The following is a 23906-nucleotide window of genomic DNA, read 5'->3' as shown; positions in this document are numbered from 1 at the left end:
CAACTCTTATACAAAATTAGTTCTAAAGTATTGAATTTTCAAAAGATTAGTAATAGAATATAAAAATATATTATTACTAAGTCGTTTCCTGTCAGAAACTATATAATTATGAAAAGAGATGCAACACGTCAAATGTCTACACATGAAGCAACTGTTATCGGTTGTATTATTGCATTAGTGATATCAATCATTGGTGCTTTGACTGCGGAGAAAAAGATCATTCAAGGAGTCACGAAAATCAAACCTATGGATAACTCGATTATAAATCTTTCATTTATTGGAATAACTCTAATCGAACTTCTTCCCGTCTTGATCCTTATTTTTACGCTTATTGTTATTATGAATTAGTCTGTCTATTGCAAAGGGGCACAAACAAGCAATGTAAAAAGAGGTTTCTCATAAGTTCAGTGAACTTATGAGAAACCTCTAACCTTATCCATACCTGCGCGGTGTGGATATTTTTTTACTTAATTGAGTGACACTTTCGTGACGTTACATCATTCCGCCCATGCCACCCATGCCGCCCATACCACCCATAGCGGCAGCTGCAGCACCGTTATCTTTTGAAGGGAGATCAGAGACTAAGCATTCGGTTGTCAAGAGCATTGCAGCAATAGAAGCCGCATTTTGTAAAGCGGAACGAGTCACTTTTGCTGGGTCAACAATCCCTGCAGTAATCATATCCTCATATTGCTCAGAAACTGCATTGAAGCCTACGCCGCGCGCAGTTGTTCTGACTTTTTCAACAACAACAGATCCTTCTTGTCCAGCGTTATTTGCAATTTGACGAAGGGGTTCTTCCAACGAGCGACGGATAATCGCTACGCCAGTTTTTTCGTCTCCAAGTAAGCTTTTCAAGCTATCAAGTGCTTGAATTGCATCGATCAAGGTTGTACCGCCACCAGCGACAATACCTTCTTCAACCGCAGCGCGAGTTGCAGCTAAAGCATCTTCAATCCGGAGTTTCTTCTCCTTCATTTCTGTTTCAGTTGCAGCACCAACTTGGATAACGGCTACGCCACCAGCCAATTTAGCCAAACGTTCTTGGAGTTTTTCACGATCGAAATCAGAAGTGGTTTCTTCAATTTGTTTTTTGATCGCTTCAACCCGTTTTTGAATTTCATCTGTACTTCCAGAGCCATCAACGATTGTGGTTTCTTCCTTGGTCACGCGCACTTGGCGAGCACGTCCAAGCATTTCAATCGTAGTATTTTCCAGTTTAAGACCGAGATCCTCGGTAACCACTGTACCCCCTGTAAGAACTGCAATATCTTCGAGCATTGCTTTACGACGATCTCCAAAGCCAGGAGCTTTAACTCCTACGCAAGTGAAGGTTCCACGAAGTTTGTTGACAACTAAAGTTGCCATAGCTTCCCCTTCAATATCCTCAGCAATGATCAAAAGTTGGCGACCTGCTTGAACTACTTTTTCAAGAACAGGAAGGATATCGGCAATGGCGCCAATCTTCTTATCTGTGATCAAGATGTAAGGATCATTCAAAATGGCTTCCATTTTATCGGTATCTGTAATCATGTAAGCAGAGATATAGCCACGGTCAAATTGCATACCTTCAACCACTTGAAGTTCAGTCGTCATTCCTTTAGCTTCTTCAACGGTGATGACGCCGTCCTTACCGACTTTTTCCATTGCTTCGGCAATTAAATTACCAATTGTTTGATCTCCAGCAGAAATGGACGCAACTTGGGCAATTGCTTCTTTGTTTTCAATTACCTTAGCATTAGCTTTGATATCTTCAACGATGACACCAACAGCTTGTTCAATCCCCCGTTTAATACCCATCGGGTTAGCACCCGCTGCGACATTTTTCAGACCTTCGCGAATAATGGCTTGCGCAAGAACGGTTGCTGTTGTCGTTCCGTCACCTGCAACATCATTCGTTTTAGTTGCTACTTCTTTAACGAGTTGAGCTCCCATGTTTTCAAAAGGATCTTCCAGCTCAATGTCTCGAGCAATTGTTACACCATCATTGGTGATCAGGGGAGAACCAAATTTTTTATCTAAGACAACGTTACGACCTTTAGGTCCTAACGTTACGCGGACCGCTTCAGCCAGAGCATTAACACCACGTTCAAGAGCATGGCGGGCTTCTTCATTAAAAACGATTTGTTTAGCCACTTTAAATATCCTCCTTAAAAATTATGATTTACATCTTAAATAATTAGCCTACAATTGCTAAAATATCGCTCTCTTTCAGGATTAGATATTCTTCGCCATCATATTTAACTTCGGTACCCGCATATTTGGAATAAATCACGCGGTCTCCGACTTTAACATCGAGAGCAACACGCTCACCTTTTTCCATTTTTCCAGGTCCAACTGCTACAATTTCACCTTCCATTGGCTTTTCTTTAGCCGTATCCGGCATGATGATTCCGCTTTTTGTTTTTTCCTCTAATGGAAGTGCTTTAATAACGACGCGATCGCCCAAAGGTTTGATGTTCATTGAAGAAATTCCCTCCTTAAGATTATTTTATTATTTTTTGTTAGCACTCACTCGTAACGAGTGCTAACATCTAAGTATTATAATATGCAAGGGCGAAGATGAAATCAAGCGTTGCAAAACGTCAATATCGTTGAATATTCGAATTTATCCATTTATACCTTCGAATATCTCCATCTTACTGCGTTATTTATATAACATGAATTTCAAGGTCTCCCCACCTGCTCTAACTCCTATATTAACCAAGCCGGTCAAGTTTTATTCGTGATCTGTTCCCTCTACTTGAACTTTTTTGACATTTGATCATACACTAAATTAGAAATAGAAAGTCTTGGTTAGCAAAGGGAGATTCCTTCTAACAAAGCTTTTAATCCTCTCCGCTCTAATCTTCTAGGAGGTCGTTCCGACGGCCAATCCAAAGAAAAGGAGAATGTTATTATGAGCTTTGGAGGACTTGGAGGATTCAACTGCAGACCCTTTATTCTTGGTTTATTTGACACGTATCCCATTGGTGCTCAACTGAGAATTGGCATGGACTCTTCGTTCTGGATTGGAAACTTTGGTGGACTACAAGATGGAGTAGCGACCTTAACCAATGCGCAGCTTTTCTCCAATGTTGGAAATCCAATCGATGGTCTTCGTCCGGTTGTGCGAATTCCTCTTCGTCAAATCACCTTTGTTAGCCAATAACCTCTTCCCGGTTAGGAGTATCTCCTAACCGGCTTTTTACATATTTAGCTTTCGTAGAAGCACAAGGGGCCGCTACATTGTTCATGCAACAGCCCCACTAAAATATCTAAAAGTTAGCTTGAGATTACACCTATCTTGACATACCGTGCTCGGATTTCGCTCAGGGTATCCCCTAGGACATTCTGAACGCGTTCATTTTCGAGATTGAGCAAATATATTTTGGTTTTCCCGATTTTTAGACTTGCATCTGAAAATTCTCGCTCAAGGAAAACTTTTTCCCTTAATGCAAATCGAATGAGTTCTTTCACTTGAGATATTGACCGATGCAGCCCTTCAGTCAACGCTAATCGAGCCTTTGTTGAGGCGACATAAGCCATACTTAACTGAAGCTGGGCGAGAATCTGAATTCCTCGTTCCAGATCCTGGTCTGGTTTATACCCGAGCTCATGGTTCAAAAATTCCTCAAAGAAATTTGATCCGCCAAACGCTTGCAAAACATGATGTGTGCTTCCATTGACGCCCATCACTCGAACGTCTTTACCCCATGCTCGGATTTTTCGCGCTAGGGGTAAAAAATCACCATCACCAGTAAACAGGAGAAACGTATCAAACGTCGAGGTCCGGGTGATCAAAATTTCTTGAGCCTCAAGAATAAGTTCGACATCGGCAGCATTTTTTCTCAACTCGGTGTTTGCATAATTATTTTTACCAAACACATGGCGTGTAAAAACGTTGGTTTTTTCGAAGGACGTCTGGGTTCTCCAAAATTCTTCGCGATCAAAGTTAGCATAAAGGTAAATTCCAGTAATACTGAGATCATTTCTCTCCGCATAGGTTTGGATCGCTTGCATCAAAATTTCCGGGGTTAACTCGTATCCCCTATCTAACAAGCCCGTCCAGATATTTTCATAATCTACAAAAGCGATTGCCTTCAAAATAAAATCACCCCGTTCCCGGTTCGCCTACTATACTGTATGCGTAAACCGGACAGGGGTGACAAGCACTTTTAGGAGTTTATGGGCGTAGCACACTCACTGGCTTCCCCTTTGAGAATTTGAATTCCATGGGGTAAAGCGGGCGCGATAGCCTGCCAACATTCTTTAACCGCTTTCGGAGAACCTGGCATATTCACAATGAGGGTGCGTTTTCGCAAAGCCGCAACCGCTCGACTGAGCATGGCTTTAGGCGTAATCTTATAACTTTCATAGCGCATTACTTCCGCAATTCCAGGAACCATGCGGTCTGCGACATCCTTGGTCGCCTCTGGTGTTACATCTCGCAAAGAAAAACCCGTTCCACCGGTGGTTAAGATCAGATCTAAACTCAGCTCATCAGCCCATTCCCGCATCTTTTGAGCTAATTGTTGTTGCTCATCTGGGAGAACGACATATGCCACGACTTCTCCCTCAATCTCCTTGACTAATTCCTTTAAGAGCGCACCTGAGAGGTCTTCTCTTTCTCCTCGAGAGCCCTTATCGCTAGCCGTGATTACACCGACTCTGAACATCAATTCATCACCTCAATACTATCTCCCACCCGTACTTGGCCTCCCTCTAAGACCTTGATAAAAATTCCTTCTTTAGGCATTACGCAATCTCCAGCTTGATAATAGATCGCACATTTGGCATGACATTCCTTACCGATCTGAGTCACTTCACCTACACCCGCATCGCCGATTTTAAGTTTTGTGCCAATGGGTAAGCTCACTAGATCAATTCCTTCTGTGGTTAAATTCTCTGCAAAATCGCCAGGACCTACATCCAGTCCTTTGTCCTGCATCTTTTTAATGCTTTCCATCGCGAGCAAACTCACTTGGCGATGCCAATCCCCACCATGGGCATCCCCTTCGATTCCGAATTTCACTTTTAAAGTTCCTTCACCTACGTTTTTCTTACGCATACCTTTACGTTCGCTGGTACATACTGCAATAATTTTAGCCATTATTCTATCCCCTTTATTATAACTCTTATTAACGTACAAAATGTCCGCTCTTTCCGCCTTCTTTTTCCATAAGGCGGATTTCGCCAATCTTCATCCTTTTGTCGATTGCCTTACACATATCGTAAATGGTTAATGCAGCAACACTGACGGCCGTTAAGGCCTCCATTTCAACTCCCGTTTTCCCCGTGACTTTAACCGTGGCCTCGATTTCTATTGTTCCCGGAGGGACAATTTCAAAATTTAGTTCTGCACCCGTAATTCCCAAAGGATGACACATCGGTATCAAGTTTGACGTCTGTTTAGCCCCCATGATACCCGCCACTTGGGCAACAGCTAAAACATCTCCCTTAGCAATTTGCCCCTGACGAATCCGCTCGAGGGTTTCCGGTTGCATTTCAACTTTTCCGCGTGCAACAGCTACGCGTCTCGTTTCTCCTTTGTCACTGACATCGACCATCCTCGCCCGGCCATTTTCATCAAAATGTGTGAGTTCCATCTTTATCCTCCGATCTGTGACATCACGCGATTCCCTTGCCATGCTTCCTCATTCATATGGTGTTCCGCTGGTTTATTCCAGATGGCTTGTTCTAATATCTGTAAAAGTTCTTCATCAGTACTTCCATTTCGCAAGGCTTGACGTAAATCAACTTCTTTCGGACTATGCAAGCAGGGCCGTAATTTTCCGTCAGCCGTCAAGCGCATACGGTTACAGGTGCTACAAAAATGCCGGCTTAACGCACTAATAAATCCAACGTTTCCCTGAAAGCCCTCTGGTGATACATACTCAGCCGGTCCACCACCAAACTCTTTCTTCTCAGGTTCCAATCCTTGTAACCCCAGAATTTCCTTCATTTCAGCAATCGGGACGAATTCGTTGCGTTGATCAGAACTGACCCCAATCGGCATAAGCTCGATAAAGCGAACATGGATGGGATATTTCTGAGCGAGTTCAAGAAACTTCGGTAATTCATGCAGGTTAAAATCGCGAACAACCACAACATTTAATTTTACTGGTTTTAAATCAACCTCTAAGGAACGAGCAATCCCCTGAAATACTTTGTTCACATCTCCGCCACGCGTTATTTCCCTAAAACGGTCTGGATCAAAGGTATCTAAACTAATATTGACACGATTCAAGCCTGCCGCTTTCAAATCAAAGGCCATTTCCGGCAAGAGTATTCCATTCGTCGTTAGCATTAAATCCTCGACCCCAGGAACTTGAGAAACTTGACTGATGAAATCAACTAGTCCTTTTCGCACAAGGGGTTCCCCACCTGTAAGGCGAAAACGTTTAAAACCGAGATGCGTACTCAATTTAACCAAGCGATAAATTTCCTCAAAACTTAGAATATCTTCATGAGGTATCCATTGAACACCCGTAGCAGGCATGCAGTACTGACACCGTAGATTACAGCGATCTGTGATGGAGATACGTAGATATTCAATTCGCCGTTGAAATTGGTCTTGCATTTTAATCCCTCTTTCCATCAAGGCGTTTAAAAATCGATAAAATAAAAATACTCCGCGGTCTGTTTTAACCGCGGAGTATTCCCGCTTTGCCTTAACAGACTCCTTTCCAATAGGAGATATTATCGTTTCCGACAATACCCGAGTGTATAAACACTAGCCTAGTCACCGTCACCTTAAAAAAGGCCTTAGGTTATCTAGTTTCGGAGCAAGATATTCACTTAACTTAATCATTTGTTTAGATGTCTATTTCTATTATACATAGTTTTTGATCTTTATAAAATATTATTTTAATAATACTTAATTCGCGTTTAACCTACAAATTCCTCTTTATTTTTTTACATTTTCCATAAATCTATTTTGAAATCCAGACCACTCTTCAGGTGTATTCACATTACACATCAGCAACCGAGGGTCACCAAAACGAGCGAGTTCTTTTTCTTCCACATATCGAACAGATAAAAAAGGAAATAGGTCAATCACTTTAAAGTGCCCTACTTTCAGAAAATCCTCTATTTTAGGGAGACATGATTTATTATAGAAAGAAAACAAGGGATGCATTCCATCCTCTGTCCTTGGAACAACACACTCATACCCTTCAGTCAAGGAGGCCATATATTGAATAAGCGCAGGATCCAAGATTGGGATATCGCAGGCGACAAAGAACGCATACTCGGTACGCGATTCTTCCAAGCAAGCATGAAGCCCCCCAAAGGGTCCACTGCCAGAATATCGATCTTGAACGACTTTTTCTTGATAACTCTTATAAAGTTCAGGCGTATTACTACTTATCAAAACCTCACTAAAAAGCGTTTCGAGAATAGCTAAATTTTTTTCGATTAAGGGCTTCCCATCAAATTCTAAAAAGGCTTTATTTTTACCCATGCGTGAGCTCTTCCCACCTGCAAGCACAATGCCTGTCATCTCTAAAATTTTAAAGCCCCCTCCCCATGTCAAAAATGATACACTGCTAAAAAAATGATATACTCTATTTTTCTTGAAAGCAACATTTAAAAGCGAAACAGAGTTATATTAAACGACGCTGGGCGTACTAGCAAGGAAAAACTCCTATGCAAAAACATTAACGTATTTTTAACATAGACATTAGCAACGAAAAACAGCCACGACTTGACTACCAAATCGTGACTATTTGTAATTAAGTATAAGACTACCAATAGATACACATTTCCATATATAAAACTTTACTTGGTCTTTGTAGTTGTAAACGCCTTCTTATCTTTCTTACACAAAATCTGGATTGCCCAGCGGCCAGATACTAAAGCACTAGGTAAACCTCCTGGCGGGTTCGTCCACTGACTAAGCATATAAAGATTTTCAAGTCCGGGTAATGTCCGTGAAACACGCAGGAAACCGGTTTTTGTCATCTCAATCCAGGACATGTAGGCCCCTTTCCACGTATCGGTATAACGGACATACGTCAAGGGAGTAGCAACATCTACCATCTCTATGTTACCCTTACAAACGGGATATTTCTGATTCAAGGCTTGAATCACTAAATCAGAAAACTTCTTTTTCTCCGCAGCATATGCTTCGGGATTATCGGCAAGGTTTTTCCAATAATCATAAGAAGCTTCAAAGAACGAAAGCACCAAAGACTTTCCTGAAGGGCTTAGGGACGTGTCATAACCATAATGTTTCAAAAAAACATATTGAATGGTCATCCCGCCCAGAGTGACAGGTTCGGGCAATTTTACACCGAGAAAGTGAGGTTCTTGACTTAAGTCATAATCGACACCGAGTGCAACTTGCACATTAGTCAACGTGGGAAGGGTCTCATAATAACCTTTGAGTTTTTGATTAACATAGCGCCCCCCGAGCAGGTCAAACATGGTTGAATAGCTGTTTATCGCGGGCAAAATATAATCTCCACACACTTCCGTTCCATCACTGAGCCGGATTCCTACCGCTTGATTGTTCTTGACCAAAACTCGATCCACTTTAGCCTTATAATGGAGCTTTCCGCCTAAATCCGTATAGTGTTTGGCGATGGACTTGCTAAACTCCCGAGATCCTCCCAGAGGGTAACCGGCATCCTGATTATGATAAGACGCTAAAGTGCAAAAGAACAGAGACATTCCCTGATAAGTTGGAGGAAAACACTTCAAGGTTTCACGGATGAGGGGATCCCTAAATTGATCGGCAAAATCACCTAAAGTAATTTGGGCATATTTTTGAAAATCCTTAAAATAGGGGTGGAGTTTGTAGAACATTTTTAGCCAGTCTAGCCAAGAATAGAGATCATAGGGTTTTTCGGTCGGATTTGGGATGGTCGTAAACAAAAGAGCGACTCGGATCATTTCTTGAATCAGATCTTTGTCCAAAGGGGATAGTGATAACAAATGTTCTTCCAAACGGTGTAAATCGCTATACAGAATACAGGTGCGACCATCTTCTCCCTCAACTCGGTAAAATTCATCGTGCTGAATCAATTCCTTATCTTGAAAAGCCCCGACTTCCGTCCAGTAATCATAAATGGGGTTACTCGCGTTAGACCCCAACAGATAATAGATTGAACCGTCGATGGTATAGCCCTTTCTTGACCACGAAGTACATAGCCCGCCGGGGATATCATGCATTTCGTAAATCTCTGTGTCGTAACCGTTCATTTGTCCGTAACATCCCGCCGACAAGCCTCCGATTCCCGCTCCGATAATAAGAATTTTCTTAGCCAACTTCCCGCCCCCCTTATTTGAAGAACTATGTTGAAGGTTTATTTCCGTTAGAGTAGATACAAACAAATAGGTAAATGAATTTAGCAAACAATTCATCTACCATTTATATAAAGATAACTAATTTTATTACAATTCTACTAACGTAATTTCTACCTAAATATTCTTCTTTAATTCTTTAATTGAGTAAAATTGACCTCTCCATTCAACGCCACCTTTGCTTAATGTTTTAAACATTGAATTTAAAACCGCACCAATTTCAAATAAAGCACATAATGGATGGAATATAACAAAACTTGGAGAAACATTATTTTTTTTCGCTAAGTCGTTATAGACAATGATCCAATTTAAAATAGAAATACCACATAAAATTCTTGCCCAGATTGGCCCTAAGAATAGCCCAATAAAGGGATAAACATTAATCAGAAGAACAAAAAGAATCATACTTACAGCCATAGCCACGCTATATTTTGCCGAAGCAAACTGATTCTTTTCAAATCCTCTAAATAATTCTCTAAGATTATTATACCATTTTACAGTGATAAACCCTTTATTAGAGCGTCCGAGTTTTTGTTTATAACCTTTGTCTACAATGACTTCTCCAAAAGATAAATCGTCAACAACCTTCATGGCTACCGATTGATACCCTCCAACCGCGTCATATACCGATCTTTTTACGAGATTGAATGCACCCATTCCACCTTTTTTCGAAAACATGAGTAGCATTGTAACAGTAATAGCTACGTATCCAATAAAGGCACGATAGAATGCACTTCCATAGTAAATATCGGGAGCAATCCCTAGATGGTCAAGATTATGTTCAACCGCATAACCAACAGTTTCTTTTAAACTCCCTGGAGCAAATAAGACATCAGCATCGGTGAAAAGTAGCCATTCTCCTGATGAATTCTTCACTCCTTGATAAATTGCATTAGTTTTACCTAGCCAGTTTTCAGGTAAATTCTTAATCGTTATAACTTTTAGTTGAGGATATTCAGCATTCAGCTTTTCGAGAACTGCTCCTGTATTATCAGTTGAACGGTCATTAACAACGACGACCTCTAAATTCGGGTACTCTTGATTTAATAGTCGTCTAGCAGTCTGTTCAATAAAAAGTTCTTCGTTACAAGCAGGAATCACAATAGATAGTGATGGATAATTGTCCCGATGAGGTAATAATTTGTTTTGTCCAAACGCTGGTATCTCTTTGACATACCTCAATAAAAGGAAAGTTAAGTTTATAATCATAAGCATACTGATTATGGATAATACCGAAAAAAATGTATTCATCAATTCGTACCTCCTTGTTATTTATATCACATTTTGGAATATATTTCAAAACAGAGTGAATTATTTTCAATTCAATGTTTAATTTATTATTTAGGGCATAAAAAGATGACCACTAAAACAAATATTAGTGGTCATTTAATGTGTTTATGAATTTCTGCGTTTTTGACTGTGATTTCAAGCGTAATTTTAAACGCGATTTGTAATTCTGAATCTCCAAACGGAACCCGTTATGCAAAAACATAGGAGCTTTTTTCTTAACTACGCTCGCTCAACCTTGACTCCACAAACTTTATATTCGTAAGTCTTGGTTACTTTATCATATGCACCATTGGTTAAGACATTGGTTGGGGACTCTTTGTAGTGGAGGGTCATAAAAATCATACCCGCAGGGACACGATCTGTAACCCTTACTTTAGTTTCTAACTCTCCCCGTCGTGATGCTACTTTAACTTTTCCCCCATCCTCAACTTTTAGACGGTCTGCATCCTTCGGATTAAGCTCAGCATACTCTTCCGGCGAATAGGCTTCAAGTGCCTCCGAGTTACGTGTCATAATATTATAGTGTGAAAGCTTGCGACCGGTACTCAACAAGAAGGGATATTCTTCATCAGGGAGTTCATCAGGCAGCTGATATGCAATCGACCTGAAGAGACCTTTACCTCGTGAAAATTGACCTTCATGTAGGAATTTTGTTCCTGGGTGTTCAGCATTCGGTACTGGCCATTGCAGTCCTTTCTGTCCAAGTCGAGCATGGGAAATTCCGGCATAAGAAGGAGTTAAGGAGGCAATTTCTTGCATCACCTCAGCCGTGGATTCGTAGGTGAAGGGATAACCCATCCGCGTTGCAATTTCACAGATGATCTTCCAATCAACCTTAGTATTTCCAATGGGTTCAATGGCTTGATTCACCATTTGAACGCGACGTTCCGTATTGGTGAAGGTTCCTGTCTTTTCTGCAAAGCTCGTACCCGGTAAAATCACGTCTGCTAATTGAGCCGTCTCAGACATGAAGATATCTTGGACAACGAGAAAATCAAGCGCTTGTAAACCCTTACGAACGTGATTCGCATCTGCATCGGTAAGAATCGGATCTTCTCCGAAGACATACATCGCTCTTAAGTTCTTCTCAAGCGCGGACTCGAACATATCAGGAATCTTAAAACCAGGGTTTGGATTTAAAGGAACACCCCAGGCTTCTTGAAATTTTACGCGTGCCGTCGCACTCGAAACTTTTTGATAACCCGGATAATCTGTGGGCAATGCCCCCATATCACAGGCTCCTTGCACGTTATTTTGCCCGCGCAATGGATTAACCCCAGAACTTTCTTTCCCAATATTCCCCGTTAATAACGATAGATTTGCAAGACTCATGACGTTATCTGTGCCACAGGTATGCTCAGTAATTCCAAGAGTATAGAAAATTTGGGCTCGTTCAGCTGTGGCATACATCTGAGCCGCTTCAACCATTTGTTCAACAGGTACACCCGTAATTTTACTCACGGCTTCAGGCGAAAATTTCTTGAGATTTTCGACAAAAGTATCAAAGCCTTCCGTCCGCTCTTCAATGAACTTTTGGTCAGCCCAGCCTTTTTCCAGAATGATATTCATAATCCCATTGATGAGCGGAATATCTGTTCCTGGGCGTAAACGCATCCAAACGTCTGCACGATCGGCAAGCTCGATACGGCGTGGGTCGGCTACAATAAGCTTAGCTCCCCGGGCTAAAGCTTGTTTCATCTTCGTCCCGATCACGGGATGAGCTTCCGTCGTATTTGAACCAATCACAAACATAACTTGGACATTCGGTATTTCATTAATAGAATTCGTCATCGCTCCAGATCCAAATGAAGTAGCCAGACCGGCTACAGTAGGAGCGTGTCAGGTCCGGGCGCAGTGGTCAACGTTATTCGTTCCGACCACCGCGCGCATGAATTTTTGCATCAGGAAGTTTTCTTCATTTGTACATCGAGCTGAACTCAACGCTCCTATGCTGTCAGCTCCATATTGCGTTTTTATCTCACCCAGACGGGAAGCGACTAAATCGAGGGCTTCCTCCCAACTCGCTTCGACGAATTCCCCCTCCTTTTTGATAAGTGGGGTAGTTAAGCGGTTCTGACTATGAATCATATCATAGCCAAAACGGCCCTTCACACAGAGTGCTTTTCCATTCACGGGAGCCTCTGGGTTCGAAGTGACCCCGATAACTTTCCCATCCTTAACATTGAGGTCAAAATTACACCCTGTTCCACAGAAAGGGCAGGTCGTTTGGACCTTCTCCACTTCCCAAGGACGGCCTTTCCCAACCATCTGCTTCTCTGTGAGAGCTCCGACAGGGCATACTGCAACACAGTCTCCACAAAATACACATTCCGACTCACTATAAGGCAAGCCAAAAGCGGGTCCAACTTGGGCATTAAAACCGCGCTTGAAGAAATCCAGGTTAGACTGTCCCTGCATTTCCTCACAAGCACGAACACATTTTCCACACAGAATACATTTATTCGGATCTCTTAAAATAAAGGGGTTGCTATCATCAATAGGGAGCTCTCTCCGCTCTCCTGCATATTTCTCACCTGTTGCTCCATACTCATAAGCGTACTCAGCGAGCGAGCAATTCCCCATCTTTTGACAGGTCATACAGTCTAACGGATGATTAGCCACTAAAAGTTCAAGAATGGTCTTACGTGCCTTTCTGACTTTATCGGTATGCGTCCTTACAGTCATACCTTGAGTTACTTGGGTCACACAGGAAGGCGGAAGATTCCGCATTCCATCAATCTCAACCACGCACAAGCGACAAGCTCCTGCATTAGTGAGCTCTGGATCTTGACAAAGCGTCGGAACCGGAATGTCGTTCATGCGACATGCTTCTAAGACTGTGCTCCCTTTGGGTACGTTATAATCATTCCCATTAATTGATACAGTTAGCCATTCCACGGATTTCACTCCTCTCTCTATGCTTGCATCACTGCCCCAAATTTACATTTTTCCAAACAGGTTCCGCAACGAATACAGGCCTTATTGTCGATAACATAAGGGGTATCTTTATCTCCAGTGATACATTTGGCAGGGCAATTCTTAGAACAAAGTCCACACTTCTTACATTTTTCGGGATCGATTGAATAATCTAAGAGAGCCTTGCAAGCATGTGCAGGACACTTCTTATCACGGATATGTGCTTCAAACTCAGCTCGGAAATATTTCAGAGTCGCTAAGACCGGATTTGGGGCATTTTGCCCTAAACCACAGAGCGACGTTTCCTTTACGGTCAAAGCCAATTGTTCCAAAGTATCCAAATCTTCTTCTTTTCCTTCTCCACGCGTAATCCGGTCGAGAATTTCCCACATGCGTTTATTGCCTTCGCGACAAGGGGTACATTTTCCGCATGATTCACTTTGGGAGAAGTTTAAGAAGAAGCGAGCAATATCGACCATGCACGTGGTTTCGTCCATAATAACTAATCCACCTGAGCCCACCATGGCTCCGGCCTTGGTTAAAGTATCATAATCGACCGGTAAATCTAACATTTCTTCGGGTAAACAACCACCTGAAGGTCCACCGATCTGAACTGCCTTAAATTTCTTGCCATTCTGAATTCCGCCGCCGATGTCGAAAATGATTTCCCGTAAGGTCATACCCATTGGAACTTCGACCAAGCCTGTATTATTGACTTTACCTGTTAAGGCAAAAATTTTGGTTCCTTTACTTTTTTCCGTTCCGTTTTGAGCATACCATTTGGCGCCATGCCTTAAAATGTGAGGAACATTCGACCAGGTTTCCACATTATTGATATTGGTTGGTTTACCCCACAAGCCGCTTTGTGCTGGGAAAGGAGGTCTAACCCTTGGCATTCCGCGCTTACCTTCAATTGAAGCCATGAGTGCAGTCTCTTCGCCACAAACAAATGCTCCTGCTCCTTCGCGAATCTTTAAGTGAAAATTAAACTTAGTTCCTAATATATTATCGCCAAGATATCCTGATTCTTCGGCTTGTTTAATCGCGATCCCCAGATTTTTAATCGCGAGCGGATATTCTGCACGACAATAGACGTATCCTTCATCCGCACCGATAGCATACGCTCCAATGAGCATCCCCTCAATAACAGAGTGGGGGTCTCCTTCTAAGACCCCCCGATCCATAAAAGCCCCAGGGTCACCTTCGTCGGCATTACAGATAACATACTTTTTATCACCTGCAGCATCTTTACAGAAACTCCATTTCAAACCCGTCGGGAAGCCTGCGCCCCCGCGTCCTCTCAAACCTGCTGCTTTAACTTCTTCAATGACTTGTTCTGGAGTCATTTGCTGAAGCGCTTTTTTGAAGCCCTCATAACCCTCATTGGATAGATAGTCCTCAATTTTCGTTGGATCAATAAAACCGCAATTTTTAAGAACAATCCGATTTTGCTTGGCAAAAAATTGCGTTGTAGCAAAGGTTGTTGCGTGTTGCCCAGTCAGAGGATCAACATAAAGCAATCTCTCTACTCGTTCATCCTGAGCGAACTCTTTTTTTACAATTTCAGGAACATCATCCGGCTTGACCAAAGTGTACAACGTCTGTTCGGGCTCAATAATTAAAGTAGGCCCTTGTTCGCAGAAACCGTGACACCCCGTTGGAACAATCTCGACTTGATCCGCTAATCCCTGCTGAGAAATCTCCTGATTGAGTAAATCAACAATTTGACGTGCTCCCGACGAGGCACACCCTGTCCCTGCACAAACCAATACTTTTTTCTTAGTCATCATTCCTTCTCCTCCCTACTCATACTTCGCGAGGATTTTAGGAATTTGCTCTGGGATTAAACGCCCATGAACTTCTCCATTCACCGCGATGACAGGTGCTAAACCGCATGCTCCCATGCAATTCACGATTTCCAGAGTATACCGTCCATCTTCCGTTGTTTCCCCGTCTTTGACCTTAAGTTCATCTTCGATCCTGTCCAACACTTTGGCCCCCCCACGAACGTGGCAGGCTGTACCTAAGCAGATACTGACCACATTACGTCCCATCGGAGCTAATCGAAATTGGGCATAAAAAGTAACCACGCCGTAAATTCTAGCAATTGGGATTTTCAACACACGACTAACGCGTTTTAAGACATGTTCAGGCAGATAACCGTAAATAGCCTGGGCCTGTTGAAGCACCGGAATCAAAGCACCCTTCTCTGATTTGTACTGTGCGATCACTTGGTCGAGTTTCTCCTCTTTTGGATCCACGAGATCTTTACACTCCACACCCATTCATTTCCCTCCCTTTGCAGTTACGTATTGTAAATTTATGTTTGATAAGATGATGATTTAAACCAGAGAATTCCTTCCTCCGTAACAAGCGCATCTATCCTTAAATCATACGGATCAACCGGAACTTCCGGTAAAATTTGGCATGCAAAAGCAAGTGCAATTTTGGGCGTTTCAGGACGCAGTCGATTTAAGAAACGATCGTAATATCCGCCTCCATAACCCAATCGATTGCCCTGCCGATCAAAAGCTGCTCCCGGAATAAGGATAAGGTCGATATCCTCTGGATTAGCCGTCACTAAGTTCTCTTTTTTCGGCTCTCTAATTCCCCATTTTCCAGGTTCGATATCTATCCTAAGATCGTTGATTTCTGCAGGTATTAAAACGCCTTCAGGTGCGCAACGAGGCAAAATTAAATGTTTTCCGGATTCTATAATCTTCTCAGCAAGTAAGGTTGTATCCACTTCATCCCTAAAATTCAGAAAGGACATAACCGTCCTTGCTTTCTGAAATTCTTCCAGTGCAGTAATAATTGAGTGAATTTTTCGACTTTTTTCTTCATGTTCTTCCCTCGTAAGCACAGACCGCAGACCTAAAGCGATTTCGCGAGCCGCACGTTTAGTGTGCATAAAATCACCACTTTTTTCAAAATTCAATCTCTTACAAATATAAATTTTCGGCATGACCTCGAAAATTCCTTCTCTTGTCCAAATAACTTTTTAACCTAACTTCTTAGCCGCTGGGATAACACGTGTTCGGTTGAAGTTATCCCCAAGGCATATTGCTAAGAAAACAGTATTCCGCCTACTTATCCACATTATCCACAGCCCCTGTGCATAAAGTTATCCGCTTATCCCCACTTGTGAGTAAACGCCTCAAACTCGCTTTTTTCAGTTATTCACAGACTTATCCACATTATCCACAGCTTTTTCTATCCACAGAACACGTTTACCCTTTCCCGAAAGTCCTAGCCCCTTACCCAAAACTCTGCAAAACAAAAGAATCGGCATACCCAATTCAATGTCATTGGGTATGCCGATTCTTACGTAATCTCCAATTACCTATTCTTAAACTAAATTCAATCCGGGGATAGCATTAAGATTCCAAGGCGCAAAATCACGAACGAGATAATGATAATAGCCTGCTGTTGCAATCATTGCCCCATTATCCGTACATAAAATTGGAGGCGGATACACAAAGCGAATCTCTTTTGTCAGAAGCTCTGCAGTCAGACGTTCTCTTAATAACGCATTGGCGGCAACTCCACCAGCAAGCACAAGCGTCTTAGCACCGGTCCGCTCTAAAGCCAGTAAGGCTTTCCGAACGAGCACATCGACTACAGCTTGCTGAAAGGAGGCTGCAAGATCGGGCACACTCAGTTCAACACCTTTCATTCGCGCTGAATTCAACGTGTTGAGAACTGCTGATTTCATCCCGCTGAAGCTAAAATCCAAGCTTCCGGGTTCCAACATTGCCCGGGGGAATTCGAAAGCATGCGGATTCCCTGATAAAGAAGCCTTTTGAATTTGAGGTCCGCCAGGATACCCTAACCCCAACGCACGTGCAATTTTATCGAGAGCCTCCCCTGCTGCATCATCTCGGGTATGCCCCAGCACTTGAAAATGTCCATGGCCTTCAAAATAAACGAGATGGGTATGTCCGCCAGAAACGAGCAAGGCCAGTAACGGAAAGGTCAAATCCGGGGTATTAAGGAAATTAGCATAAATATGCCCCTCCAGATGGTTAATCCCTATCAAGGGCAACCCTGCAGCATAGGCCATCGCCTTTGCCCCTGCAACTCCAACCAATAAAGACCCGACCAATCCCGGACCATAGGTCACAGCGATCCCTGAAAGATCGGAAAAATTGACTCCGGCCTCAGTTAAGGTTTGCCGTACAACCCCTCGGAAATGCAAAAGATGCTCCCTAGAAGCAATTTCCGGGACAACACCGCCATATTTTTGGTGGGTACTAATCTGAGAGGAAATGATGTGGCTTAATAACTCCTGCCCATTCCGAAGAACTGCGGCCGAAGTCTCATCACAGCTTGATTCTACACCTAAAATTAGAACATCTGAATTCGCGATTAGACTCACCTCCTAGCCCTTAGCTCCCATTGAATCGAGCTCAACCCACATAATTAGGGCATCCTCCCGATTATCGGAGTAGTATCCTTTTCTTCTTCCAGCCAGCACAAAACCTAAGCGCTCATAGAGTCTCTGTGCTGTATAATTACTCGCTCTAACCTCTAATGTCATCCGTTCCATTCCCTCAACTTGCATTCGCTGCATAACCGAACGCATCAAGAGTTCTCCGAAACGTTGCCCCCGAAATTCAGGAGCAATCGCGACATTTGTAATATGCCCCTCTTCTAAAATAAACCATAAACCCATATAGCCGATAACTTTCTCGCCTATTTCGAGGCAAAAATAGCGGGCGTATTCATTTTCCGTCAATTCCGTTATAAAAGCTTGAGGCGACCACGGCGTTGGAAAAGACGCATGCTCAATCTTCATGATGCGCTCAAGGTCATCTTCCTTCATCAGACGAACAATGGCCTGCGCAAACGGTTCTCCACTTATCCCGATGCTATCCATTGTTTTTAAGACGCGCCTCCTCTTTTTTGGCCCAGGTTACTTCAGCTTCGGAAAGCCGAAGATAATAAGGCTCTACGCTTTCTCCTTGAACTTCCTCTCTCCAGCGTTTCCAAACCTCCTGAACAGCAAAAGCACCTCTAGGCAAAGCTAAATAATCGGGAAGGAGTACAGCACGCTCTCCTAATTTTTCTGAAATCAGTTCCTTGTAGCGAGAAACCGCATCGCCGACAAATAGGACCGGGCAATCCAAGCGGGCACATTCTTCTAGCCAGCGCTGGGGTTCAATTGCATGGGGTTGGACCCGACAGCCCGGTCTTTGAGACGATCCATCCCAATAATACCCGGCCGTGTACCATTCATTTTTACGTGCATCAAGAATCGGAACGATCGCTTCACTTCGTCCATAGCCAGCCCAAGCCAGAGCATCCAAAGAGAGTACCCCGATTAATGGAACGTTAAGAACTTCACTTAAACCTTGGGCTGAGGCAATTCCAATACGAATCCCTGTAAATGAACCTGGTCCGCGCACAACTCCGATAAAATCTATATCTCGAAGTTTCCAAGCCGCTGCTCCTAGTAATTGGTCCAGCATGGGTATCAACCGTTCAGAATGCGTCTTCGTGGTATGCAAAAAGCCTTCAGCAACAAGTCGCCCCTCTTCTCCTAACCCCAGTGCAGTGACTTTTGTCGTTGTGTCAATCGTGAGATACTTCATCGTTTATCCTAACCTCTCCCTAATGATCATCCTTTAGAATGGAAAAAAGCCGATCAAGACGTTCCTGCCAGCTTTCTTCTTGAAAACGGAAGGTAAAAATACGCGTATCCTCTCCACTTCCTTGAATATGGATATCCAAGCGATCCTCGGGGAGGTAATCTTCTGCAATCTTGGGCCACTCAATAAGGCAGATGGTATCCGTTTGAAACGCATCTTCAACGCCTATCACTTCGACTTCTTCCGGATGTTGCAAACGATAAAGGTCCATATGAACAAGCCGAAGGTTATCTTGTAACGAAGTCGCATATTCCTGAATGAAAGTAAAGGTCGGGCTGGTTACCGCCGCCGTAAGTCCTAACCCTACTGCAATTCCTTGCGCTAAAGCCGTTTTACCCGCACCCAAATCTCCTTCAAGACAGAGAATGTCTCCCCCTTGCAAAATATGACCGAGAGATTGTCCCAACTTTAGCGTTGCCTCTTTGTTCTGACTTTTAAACGTGTAATCCATCGGTTCACCCTTCCGGTTTAACGATTTGACCATTAATGATAACAATCTCAGGTTGCGCTTGCATCGTAAAAGGATGGTCACTCCAGATCACTACATCTGCATCTTTACCCACTTCTAAGGAACCCACGCGATCAGCAACTCCAAGTATTTCGGCAGGGTTAATCGTAATCGCCTTCAATGCGTCTTCTGGATCCATCCCATCTTTAACCGCTAGAGCAGCACATAACGGTAATCGCTCAATCGGAGTTACCGAGTGGTCGGTTATGATGGCTACCTTAACCCCTGCGCGTGCTAATATTCCCGGAGTCTTAAAGGATTTCTCTTTTAACTCAACTTTGGCCCGATTAACCATTGCCGGTCCTACTGTAGCAGGATATCCATATTCAGCCAATTCCTCAGCAATCTTATGGCCTTCCGTACAATGCTCTATGACTAAATCAACATCAAACTCCTGTGCAATTCGGATCGCAGTCATAATATCATCTGAACGATGAGCATGCGCCCGCAAAGGAATCTCTCGTTCTAGAACACGGACGATATTTTCATAACCCAAATCCCGCTCCGGCTTCTTTTCCAAATCTGTTTTGCCTTCTTCACACTTTTCCAGATAGGTTTGAGCATCAACTAGAGCTTGACGAAGAAGTCCTGCCGTTCCCATCCGGGTCATGGGCATTTTCTTTTGCTCACCATACACGGATTTTGGATTCTCCCCAAAGGCAACTTTCAATCCTGCAGGTTCACGGATAATCATCCGATCTACAATATTACCGACCGTTTTGAGCACTACACCCGTGCCGCCAATGACATTGCCGCTGCCCGGTGTTGCAAAAACAGTCGTTACTCCTCCTAAACGAGCATCTCTAAACCCTTCATCTTCTGGGTTGATTCCATCAATTGCCCGAAGTTCCGGAGTGAGGGGATCCGTCATTTCGTTTAAATCGTCCCCTTCTGTTTGGTAAATTTCTTCACCAATTCCAACATGGGTATGGGCATCGATAAATCCCGGGAGCACCCATTTTCCCTTCGCTTCAATTCTTTGAACTTCTGCGGGCACCTCAAGCTTTTTCCCAAGGGCCTTAATTTGACCTTCTTCGATCCAAATACTCCCGATAAATTCCTGCCCAGCCATAGTCTTAATCCGGCCATTTTGAACTAATAAACTAGCCTGTTTGTTCGCGTTCATGAGAACTCCTCCAATTAAGTAAAATAATTCCAACTAAAACAAATCCGCCACCAGCCCATTGAGCTAATCTTGGAATTTCCTTCAAAATAAGTGCAGCCATAACAAACGTGACCGGTAACTCAAAGGTACTTAAAATAGATGCTCGATCTGACCCTACTTTTTGAATTCCAAACATGATTAAATAAAAGGGAACGATAGAAGCGATAGTCGCTAAGGCTAGACCAATCCCCCAGATATCCAGGTTAGACCAAGGTAACTGAAGAATATTCCCTTTTAAATAGAAAATCAACCCTAATGAAGAAAACCATTGAGAATAGGCCATCGCCGTTAAGGGTGAAACCTCTTGCAAAGCAACTTCACCTACGACATTAAAGAACGCGTAAGTGATTGCAGCAATGATGCCCAGAAGTACACCGAGTAAAGGAATCCCTTCGAAGCCGGAAAAGCTGCCACTGGCCAGAGTCGTTCCTACAAATGTGCAGGCCAAGGCGGTTTTTTCCATCAATCCGACTTTTTTATGTAAAAACACAACTCCTGCTCCTAAGACCAGCACAGGATAGAGGTAGAGTAAAAGGGTTGCCACAGATACCGGTAAATAAAGCAAAGCATAGGCATAAAATAGGCTCGTTCCTAAACTTCCTATTAAACCCTGAAACACTAATATAACCGCGTTGCGTTTTGAAACAACAAATATCTTACGATTAAATATCAAGCCATATAGCAAGAGCAAGAGAGACGCTATCCAGGACTGGAGTGCCAAGATCTGTAAGGGGCTTAAATCTAAGCTAAAGGCAGTTTTAATCAACATGGACGTCATGGCAAAACATACCGCTGAGAGTAAAACTGCTCCTTCTCCGATAATTCTCTGCTTATTTTTCTCGTCTAACACCCTTCGTTTCTCCTCTCGGGCCGATTAAATCGAAACCTGTGCGTTTTCTGGGATATCTCTCATCGAGAGTCCTACCCGCTCCCGAGCTTTATCAATGCTCAGTACTCGAACTTTAACAATATCCCCAACGGACAGTACTTCCATCGGATGTTTAATAAACTTTTGACTGATTTGAGAGATATGAACTAACCCATCATGTTTGACGCCAATATCAACGAACGCTCCAAAATCCACGATATTCCGGATGGTTCCCTCGAGAATCATTCCTTCGTTTAGATCCTCAAGATGGGTTACATCTCGGCGGAGTTTTGGTCGAGGAAGATCCTCTCTCGGGTCACGGCCCGGGCGTTGTAACGCATCTAGAATATCCTTAACAGTAGGTACCCCTGCCTTAAATTCTTCAGCTAACTCTTCCGCCTTAAGCGTAGCAATAACCTTTCTGACTTCAGCCGGACGTGTTTCTAAATCACCCAAGGTGAAGCCCGCTTTGTGCAAGATATTCTCTGCCAATGCATAGGACTCAGGATGAACCGGAGTATTTTCTAAGGGGTTCTCACCACCGGGTATCCGAATAAATCCTGCACATTGAATAAAGGTTTGCTCCCCAAGACGGGGGATCTTTTTAAGCTGAGCGCGCTTCGCGAATTTTCCGTTCTCCTCTCGATAAGCCACAATATTTTTGGCAATAGTTGGCTTCAAGCCAGCAACATATTGTAACAATGAAGCTGAGGCTGTGTTCAAATCAACCCCAACTGTGTTAACAGCCGATTCGACAACGCCCTGCAGGGATTCATCTAAACGTTTAGGCTGAACATCATGTTGATACTGCCCGACACCAACCGCCTTCGGTTCGATTTTAACCAGTTCAGCCAGAGGATCCTGTAAGCGGCGCGCAATTGAAACTGCGCTACGCAAGGAAAGATCGAAATCAGGAAATTCCTCTCCTGCAAGCTTGGAGGCCGAATAGACGGAAGCACCGGCTTCACTAACAATGATATATTCAGAATGAATTCCGCTTTCTTTAAGGAGCTCAGCTACGACCTCTTCTGTTTCTCTGGAGGCCGTCCCATTTCCAATCGTTATAATATCAACCTGATATTTCTCTATGGCTTCGCGAATAATGCGTTTAGCATCCTCTCTCTTATTCTGGGGCGGATGAGGATAAATAACCCCTACCTGTAACAATTTTCCTATATCATCAACTACTGCGAATTTACATCCTGTTCGAAAACCGGGATCTAGTCCAAGCACAACTCTACCTCGAACAGGTGGTTGTAGAAGGAGCTGACGCAAATTTGCAGCGAAGACATTAATCGCTTGCTCTTCCGCTTTTTCTGAAAGCTCTCCACGTACTTCTCGCTCAATTGAAGGTGCAATTAAGCGTTTATACGCATCCTCAGCTACATGATCAACAACAGATGCACAAGGACCATTCTTTACATAGACTGCCTGAATCAGCCGTAGTACCTCTCCCATGGGGACTTCAATCTTAACCGTTAAAAATTCTTCCTTCTCTCCCCGGTTTAAGGCTAAAATCCGGTGCGGTGGAATTTTGCGCACAGGTTCCCGATAATCATAATACATTTCATAGGGAGATCGTTCATCCGCTTTTTTACTGGAGGTAGCAATATCTCCTAAGCGAAAGGTCGTTGCGCGAATTCTTTTGCGCAAATTCGCATCATCGGAAATAATCTCGGCGAGTATATCCGAAGCCCCTGCTAAAGCATCTTCAACTGTCTCTACTCCAAGTTCCGGGTTAATATAGTTTAAAGCTTCTTCCTCAAGACGTCCATCAGGAGCTTGTGCTAGAATCCAAGTTGCAAGAGGTTCCAGCCCCTTTTCCTTCGCAATCGTTGCGCGGGTACGACGTTTTTGTTTATAAGGCCGGTAAAGATCTTCCACTTCGTGAAGAATCTGTGCCTTATGAATTTGTGCTGTAAGCTCTGCCGTCAACTTTCCCTGTTCCTCGATTATTCTAAGCACTTCTGTCTTCCGGTGTTCTAAATTTCTGAGATATTCCAAACGCTCAACAATACTACGCAGCGCATTCTCATCAAGTTCACCCGTCGCCTCTTTACGATAGCGGGCAATAAATGGAATTGTATTTCCTGAATCGAGTAACTGTATCGCTTCCTTCACTTGATTGGGTCTTAAATTCAGCTCTTGAGCAATTAATGAGGCAAATTCCAAGGGGTGTAGCCCTCCTTACTAAAAGTTCTCAGTTTTTAATTATAACAC

At 43.2% G+C, this 23906-nt stretch carries 23 protein-coding genes and 1 riboswitch; of the genes, 2 read left to right on the top strand and 21 right to left on the bottom strand.

The window, feature by feature from the left end:
- Positions 1–108 precede the first annotated feature (108 nt).
- On the top strand, positions 109–348 hold the full coding sequence (locus tag DESME_RS04135) for a hypothetical protein (RefSeq protein WP_156922754.1): 240 nt from the start codon (positions 109–111) through the stop codon (positions 346–348).
- Positions 349–492: 144 nt separating this feature from the next.
- Here the strand turns inward: DESME_RS04135 and groL are convergent, their stop codons facing one another.
- The gene (groL, locus tag DESME_RS04130) at positions 493–2136 is read right to left on the bottom strand and encodes a chaperonin GroEL (RefSeq protein WP_006715118.1); all 1644 of its coding nucleotides are present in this window, start codon (positions 2134–2136) and stop codon (positions 493–495) included.
- Positions 2137–2179: 43 nt separating this feature from the next.
- Positions 2180–2464 carry a co-chaperone GroES gene (groES, locus tag DESME_RS04125; protein ID WP_006715119.1) on the bottom strand — a complete coding sequence of 95 codons (285 nt, stop codon included), beginning with the start codon at positions 2462–2464 and terminating at the stop codon, positions 2180–2182.
- A 435-nt stretch (positions 2465–2899) separates the two neighbouring features.
- Between groES and DESME_RS04120 the strand changes: the two genes are divergently transcribed.
- Positions 2900–3151, top strand: coding sequence for a hypothetical protein (locus DESME_RS04120; RefSeq protein WP_006715120.1), 252 nt, complete (start codon positions 2900–2902; stop codon positions 3149–3151).
- 113 nt (positions 3152–3264) lie between these two features.
- On the opposite strand, the gene DESME_RS04115 is transcribed toward DESME_RS04120, so the two are convergent.
- The 19 genes from DESME_RS04115 to DESME_RS04020 all read right to left on the bottom strand — a co-directional run bounded on the left by DESME_RS04115 (position 3265) and on the right by DESME_RS04020 (position 23858).
- Complete coding sequence (locus tag DESME_RS04115; RefSeq protein ID WP_025248651.1) at positions 3265–4086, bottom strand: NYN domain-containing protein; 822 nt, start codon at positions 4084–4086, stop codon at positions 3265–3267.
- A 71-nt stretch (positions 4087–4157) separates the two neighbouring features.
- Positions 4158–4658 (bottom strand): MogA/MoaB family molybdenum cofactor biosynthesis protein, encoded by a 501-nt coding sequence (locus DESME_RS04110; protein ID WP_006715122.1) that lies wholly within the window; start codon positions 4656–4658, stop codon positions 4158–4160.
- Positions 4658–5092, bottom strand: coding sequence for an MOSC domain-containing protein (locus DESME_RS04105; protein WP_006715123.1), 435 nt, complete (start codon positions 5090–5092; stop codon positions 4658–4660). Before DESME_RS04105 ends, DESME_RS04110 begins: the two co-directional genes overlap by 1 nt.
- Before the next feature lie 28 nt (positions 5093–5120).
- On the bottom strand, positions 5121–5588 hold the full coding sequence (gene moaC / locus DESME_RS04100; protein WP_006715124.1) for a cyclic pyranopterin monophosphate synthase MoaC: 468 nt from the start codon (positions 5586–5588) through the stop codon (positions 5121–5123).
- Positions 5589–5590: 2 nt separating this feature from the next.
- The gene (gene moaA, locus DESME_RS04095) at positions 5591–6562 is read right to left on the bottom strand and encodes a GTP 3',8-cyclase MoaA (RefSeq protein ID WP_006715125.1); all 972 of its coding nucleotides are present in this window, start codon (positions 6560–6562) and stop codon (positions 5591–5593) included.
- 83 nt (positions 6563–6645) lie between these two features.
- A riboswitch (molybdenum cofactor riboswitch) is annotated at positions 6646–6780 on the bottom strand.
- 109 nt (positions 6781–6889) lie between these two features.
- Positions 6890–7483, bottom strand: a complete 594-nt coding sequence (gene mobA / locus DESME_RS04090; RefSeq protein WP_025248650.1) for a molybdenum cofactor guanylyltransferase — start codon at positions 7481–7483, stop codon at positions 6890–6892.
- 278 nt (positions 7484–7761) lie between these two features.
- Entirely contained in the window at positions 7762–9252 is a 1491-nt protein-coding gene (locus tag DESME_RS04085; RefSeq protein WP_006715127.1) for a phytoene desaturase family protein, read from the bottom strand.
- A 153-nt stretch (positions 9253–9405) separates the two neighbouring features.
- Positions 9406–10539: a glycosyltransferase family 2 protein gene (locus DESME_RS04080; protein WP_006715128.1), complete on the bottom strand. Its 1134-nt coding sequence runs from the start codon at positions 10537–10539 to the stop codon at positions 9406–9408.
- Positions 10540–10797: 258 nt separating this feature from the next.
- Positions 10798–13476 (bottom strand): formate dehydrogenase subunit alpha, encoded by a 2679-nt coding sequence (gene fdhF, locus DESME_RS15570; protein ID WP_084553163.1) that lies wholly within the window; start codon positions 13474–13476, stop codon positions 10798–10800.
- 17 nt (positions 13477–13493) lie between these two features.
- Complete coding sequence (nuoF, locus tag DESME_RS04065) at positions 13494–15284, bottom strand: NADH-quinone oxidoreductase subunit NuoF (RefSeq protein ID WP_025248649.1); 1791 nt, start codon at positions 15282–15284, stop codon at positions 13494–13496.
- Between the two features lie 12 nt (positions 15285–15296).
- On the bottom strand, positions 15297–15779 hold the full coding sequence (gene nuoE, locus DESME_RS04060) for an NADH-quinone oxidoreductase subunit NuoE (RefSeq protein WP_006715133.1): 483 nt from the start codon (positions 15777–15779) through the stop codon (positions 15297–15299).
- A gap of 35 nt (positions 15780–15814) precedes the next feature.
- A complete protein-coding gene (locus DESME_RS04055; protein ID WP_041484075.1) occupies positions 15815–16405 on the bottom strand; it encodes a 5-formyltetrahydrofolate cyclo-ligase in 591 nt (196 codons plus the stop codon).
- A 438-nt stretch (positions 16406–16843) separates the two neighbouring features.
- Positions 16844–17872 carry a tRNA (adenosine(37)-N6)-threonylcarbamoyltransferase complex transferase subunit TsaD gene (gene tsaD, locus DESME_RS04050; RefSeq protein WP_006715135.1) on the bottom strand — a complete coding sequence of 343 codons (1029 nt, stop codon included), beginning with the start codon at positions 17870–17872 and terminating at the stop codon, positions 16844–16846.
- A gap of 3 nt (positions 17873–17875) precedes the next feature.
- The gene (rimI, locus tag DESME_RS04045) at positions 17876–18373 is read right to left on the bottom strand and encodes a ribosomal protein S18-alanine N-acetyltransferase (protein ID WP_006715136.1); all 498 of its coding nucleotides are present in this window, start codon (positions 18371–18373) and stop codon (positions 17876–17878) included.
- On the bottom strand, positions 18366–19088 hold the full coding sequence (gene tsaB / locus DESME_RS04040; protein ID WP_006715137.1) for a tRNA (adenosine(37)-N6)-threonylcarbamoyltransferase complex dimerization subunit type 1 TsaB: 723 nt from the start codon (positions 19086–19088) through the stop codon (positions 18366–18368). Before tsaB ends, rimI begins: the two co-directional genes overlap by 8 nt.
- A gap of 19 nt (positions 19089–19107) precedes the next feature.
- The gene (tsaE, locus tag DESME_RS04035) at positions 19108–19596 is read right to left on the bottom strand and encodes a tRNA (adenosine(37)-N6)-threonylcarbamoyltransferase complex ATPase subunit type 1 TsaE (RefSeq protein ID WP_006715138.1); all 489 of its coding nucleotides are present in this window, start codon (positions 19594–19596) and stop codon (positions 19108–19110) included.
- Positions 19597–19600: 4 nt separating this feature from the next.
- Positions 19601–20779, bottom strand: coding sequence for an amidohydrolase (locus DESME_RS04030; protein WP_006715139.1), 1179 nt, complete (start codon positions 20777–20779; stop codon positions 19601–19603).
- A complete protein-coding gene (locus tag DESME_RS04025; protein ID WP_006715140.1) occupies positions 20757–21668 on the bottom strand; it encodes a DMT family transporter in 912 nt (303 codons plus the stop codon). The genes DESME_RS04030 and DESME_RS04025 overlap by 23 nt, the downstream gene beginning before the upstream one ends.
- A gap of 24 nt (positions 21669–21692) precedes the next feature.
- On the bottom strand, positions 21693–23858 hold the full coding sequence (locus tag DESME_RS04020) for a Tex family protein (RefSeq protein WP_006715141.1): 2166 nt from the start codon (positions 23856–23858) through the stop codon (positions 21693–21695).
- Positions 23859–23906 lie beyond the last annotated feature (48 nt).

The sequence above is a fragment of the Desulfitobacterium metallireducens DSM 15288 genome (genome assembly GCF_000231405.2).
In the GTDB taxonomy this organism is placed as follows: Bacteria; Bacillota; Desulfitobacteriia; order Desulfitobacteriales; family Desulfitobacteriaceae; genus Desulfitobacterium_A; species Desulfitobacterium_A metallireducens.
Note: the sequence above shows the minus strand (reverse complement) of the source record. Positions and strands in the feature narration are given on the sequence as shown.

What these genes read in the sequence shown, in the direction of transcription:
- DESME_RS04135 (WP_156922754.1), top strand. Translation starts at nt 109, where the DNA reads ATGAAAAGAGATGCAACACGTCAAATGTCTACACATGAAGCAACTGTT.
- groES (WP_006715119.1), bottom strand. Translation starts at nt 2,464, where the DNA reads ATGAACATCAAACCTTTGGGCGATCGCGTCGTTATTAAAGCACTTCCA.
- DESME_RS04120 (WP_006715120.1), top strand. Translation starts at nt 2,900, where the DNA reads ATGAGCTTTGGAGGACTTGGAGGATTCAACTGCAGACCCTTTATTCTT.
- DESME_RS04110 (WP_006715122.1), bottom strand. Translation starts at nt 4,658, where the DNA reads ATGTTCAGAGTCGGTGTAATCACGGCTAGCGATAAGGGCTCTCGAGGA.
- DESME_RS04105 (WP_006715123.1), bottom strand. Translation starts at nt 5,092, where the DNA reads ATGGCTAAAATTATTGCAGTATGTACCAGCGAACGTAAAGGTATGCGT.
- moaC (WP_006715124.1), bottom strand. Translation starts at nt 5,588, where the DNA reads ATGGAACTCACACATTTTGATGAAAATGGCCGGGCGAGGATGGTCGAT.
- moaA (WP_006715125.1), bottom strand. Translation starts at nt 6,562, where the DNA reads ATGCAAGACCAATTTCAACGGCGAATTGAATATCTACGTATCTCCATC.
- mobA (WP_025248650.1), bottom strand. Translation starts at nt 7,483, where the DNA reads ATGACAGGCATTGTGCTTGCAGGTGGGAAGAGCTCACGCATGGGTAAA.
- DESME_RS04080 (WP_006715128.1), bottom strand. Translation starts at nt 10,539, where the DNA reads ATGAATACATTTTTTTCGGTATTATCCATAATCAGTATGCTTATGATT.
- nuoF (WP_025248649.1), bottom strand. Translation starts at nt 15,284, where the DNA reads ATGATGACTAAGAAAAAAGTATTGGTTTGTGCAGGGACAGGGTGTGCC.
- nuoE (WP_006715133.1), bottom strand. Translation starts at nt 15,779, where the DNA reads ATGGGTGTGGAGTGTAAAGATCTCGTGGATCCAAAAGAGGAGAAACTC.
- DESME_RS04055 (WP_041484075.1), bottom strand. Translation starts at nt 16,405, where the DNA reads ATGCACACTAAACGTGCGGCTCGCGAAATCGCTTTAGGTCTGCGGTCT.
- rimI (WP_006715136.1), bottom strand. Translation starts at nt 18,373, where the DNA reads ATGGATAGCATCGGGATAAGTGGAGAACCGTTTGCGCAGGCCATTGTT.
- tsaB (WP_006715137.1), bottom strand. Translation starts at nt 19,088, where the DNA reads ATGAAGTATCTCACGATTGACACAACGACAAAAGTCACTGCACTGGGG.
- tsaE (WP_006715138.1), bottom strand. Translation starts at nt 19,596, where the DNA reads ATGGATTACACGTTTAAAAGTCAGAACAAAGAGGCAACGCTAAAGTTG.
- DESME_RS04030 (WP_006715139.1), bottom strand. Translation starts at nt 20,779, where the DNA reads ATGAACGCGAACAAACAGGCTAGTTTATTAGTTCAAAATGGCCGGATT.